Source organism: Paraclostridium benzoelyticum, assembly GCF_001006285.1.
Lineage (GTDB): Bacteria > Bacillota > Clostridia > Peptostreptococcales > Peptostreptococcaceae > Paraclostridium > Paraclostridium benzoelyticum.
In genome coordinates this window covers 1-3,117 of the sequence record NZ_LBBT01000109.1, presented here as the reverse complement: position 1 = coordinate 3,117, position 3,117 = coordinate 1, and the positions used below count along the sequence as shown (strand labels likewise).

Below are 3,117 nucleotides of genomic sequence, written 5' to 3'. Positions count from 1 at the left end.
TGTTAATTAGATAGTTAACAAACTATTTATTAAAATTGAATTTTATTGATTTTCACATACTAATTTAACTTTAAATATTGTTATATAGCTAGTTAACAAAATATTTATCTATATAAAAATTAATTATTTTAAAACTCTAATTAAATATGTGTTTCTATAGTTCTTTCAATAAAAAATTTATTGTTGATTTGCAACTTCTAGCTCACTACTTACTAATGCAGCCCCTACAGCTAATATAAATGGAGCTATGATTAAACTTCCTAATAATATTGTCATGTGTAACTCCTCCTCTTGATCTGTTTTATTTGATAAACTCATTATACCTGGTTCATCTTAAAATAGCCTGACACTAAGCTTAAACATTTCTTACATTTTTGAGAGATGCTATTAAGTTTTAAAATTCATATCCAATATGGATTTTTACTAATTTGTAGTATACAATTTATTGAAAATTACATTAGGGGGATTTCTATGAATTTAAATCCAGTTAAGTTTACTGAAGAATTAGCTAAAGAAATAACTACATGGAAATACGAAGGGGATTATAGTATATACAATTTGCCTTCATGGGATGAGATTATTAAAAAACAAATATCATTATGTAAAAAAGAGAAAAGAGAAAATTTCATTGGATATGCAGATAGTAAGAATAATCTTGTTGGATTTGTAAATTTACTAGATGAGGGAGAATCTGTATTCTTTGGTATAGGTATTAAACCAGAATATTGTGGGATTGGAATAGGCAAACAAATAGTTAGTATGGCTTTAGATGAATGTAAAAGAAGATATCCTAGTAAACCAATTGTATTAGAGGTTCGAAGTTGGAATAAAAGGGCTATTAAATGCTATGAATCTCAAGGTTTTAAAGTGATTGACAGAAAACATCAAGAAACTTATCTGGGTACAGGTGAATTTTTCATTATGGAGTATATAAAAAAATAAGATGGAATACTTATGCAGAAATGCCCTTAAAATCCATTTATTTGGATTCTAAGGGCATTTTATCTAAAATACATAATCTAGTTAGCTTATACAAAATAATCGCCTTTTAAACGTAATTTTTAATTATTTTGTATATATCTACTTTTTAATCGTATTTTTTGCTGAAACAACAAACGTATAAATAACAGTAAAAATTATCACTATAATTGCAGCTGTAAAAGTCCATTGTATTTTAAATATTTCTCCAACGGCTAAAAGTAAAAGAGTTATTGATAGCAATAAGTATGTCTTAGCAACAAGATTATATTCTTTTTTGGTTTTCATTTTGGCTCGATCTTCAGCATTTGAAATGTAATACATACTTGTTAATAATGGACCCTTTTGTTTAAATGCAAATAATGAGTAAATGAAAAATATAACTGACATAGTTAAACATATAATTCCTTCTATCATATCTATCCCCCCTTATTATTTATATTAATCGATTTTAAAAATAGTTTTGATATTTATTTCAATATTAAATATTTTTTAGTGCAAGTAGTTTATATGTAAAAAAATAGAACAGAATAGAAAGGAAAAATGACCTTTACTAGTCTTTAATAGTATTTAAGAAAGTATTTAATAGTATTTATAGTATTTAGACATATACGTAAGTATTGGAATTGCTTAAGTTGAGGACTCTAAATATGACAAATGGGAAGCGAACTATGACATTTGGGAAGTTTAATATGACAAATAGGAAGTTCAACTATGACATTTGGGAAACTTAGTATGACAAATGGGAAGTTAATTATGACATTTAGGAAGTCTAACTATGACATTTTTAAAATCATTGTCATAGTTAAGTGATTATAGTATTATTTATAATATAATCAAAATATAAGAGGTGGAAAATGGATAAAGAAGAGTTAAGGAGTCATTTTGGAACGGATGAAGATATAAAAGTGTTAATGAAGCACAATTCTTTGGTTAAAGCTAAGTACAACTTAACATTGGTTCAAAATAGAGTGTTTGAACTTTTATTATATAAATTTCAAAAGGAAAAAGATGGTATTTTAAGTTGTGAAATTCATAGGAATGAACTTAGAAATTTAATAGGCAAAGAGAAAGATAAAACTATAAAAGGAGTAAGTGATTTATTGGAATCACTTAGATTAAAGGAAATCTTAATTGCTGAAAAGATAAAAGATAAGGATAAATATAAATGGCATAGATTCGGGCTTATAAATGGTTCAACTTATGATGAAGATAGAGATACTTTTATAGTAAAGGCTACAGAAGAAATATATACTTTAATCCAAAATTATTATGACAAAAGGGAAGGCCACACACCGATTAATTTAATTGTTAAACTTGGAATGAATAATTACTATGCTCAAAGATTATATGATTTGCTAAGGGTTTGGAGTGGAACTAAACAAGTTATAAACTATGAAGTATCGGAGTTAAAAGACCTTCTTCAAATAGATGAGAAATATAATTTATATGGAGATTTTAAGAGAAGGGTTATACTTCCAGCAATAAAGGAACTTAATGAAACTGGATATTTTGAAATAGAGATAAAAGAAAACAAAGTAGGGAGAAAAGTTGAATCTATTGATTTCTACGTTAAAGATTTGGACAAGAGAAAATATTTCAATAAAGATGAAATTATAAAAGAAATTCCTAATATCGTACTTGAAGACGTTGCTCTTACTTCTAGTGATGATGAGTGTGTCACTACAGAAGATAGTCTTTTAAAAGAAAAAACTAAAAAACTTGAGCACTTTGTTCCTGATGAAACTATATTTACTAAGGGGACTTTAAGAGGTTTTAAGAAAGATTTTAAAGATATTGATTTTAAGAATGAATATATGGAAAGAGCTTTCGATGATGCAGTTATGATAACTCTTGATAGGGATGATGTTGAGACTATTAAAGCAACTTCATACAAGTTTTTCAAAGGAACTTTGGATAATAAGATTGTTGAATATAAGTTAGAAGAAAAAGAGGATCTAGATCATAAAAAAGAAATGGACACATTTTGGTAGAGGAATTAAATCTAATAGACAATTGTAGTTAAATGATTATATAAATATGAAAAGGCAGAGAAATCTGTCTTTTTTGTTTAATGCCCCAAATTTATGAGTGTATCTTTACGACATATATGAGTTGAATTTTAAAAGCGACAAATTA

Annotated in this window: 3 protein-coding genes; 2 read left to right on the top strand and 1 reads right to left on the bottom strand. The window is 26.5% G+C overall.

Annotation, left to right across the window (positions count from 1 at the left end; translation table 11 throughout):
* Positions 1-471: 471 nt before the first annotated feature.
* Positions 472-942: a GNAT family N-acetyltransferase gene (locus tag VN21_RS04770; protein ID WP_046822293.1), complete on the top strand. Its 471-nt coding sequence runs from the start codon at positions 472-474 to the stop codon at positions 940-942.
* A gap of 138 nt (positions 943-1,080) precedes the next feature.
* Here VN21_RS04770 and VN21_RS04765 read toward each other — a convergent pair whose 3' ends face one another.
* The gene (locus VN21_RS04765) at positions 1,081-1,395 is read right to left on the bottom strand and encodes a DUF3784 domain-containing protein (protein WP_046822292.1); all 315 of its coding nucleotides are present in this window, start codon (positions 1,393-1,395) and stop codon (positions 1,081-1,083) included.
* A gap of 440 nt (positions 1,396-1,835) precedes the next feature.
* Here VN21_RS04765 and VN21_RS04760 point away from each other — a divergent pair, with 440 nt between their 5' ends.
* Positions 1,836-2,972, top strand: a complete 1,137-nt coding sequence (locus VN21_RS04760; RefSeq protein WP_046822291.1) for a replication initiation protein — start codon at positions 1,836-1,838, stop codon at positions 2,970-2,972.
* Positions 2,973-3,117: the final 145 nt, after the last annotated feature.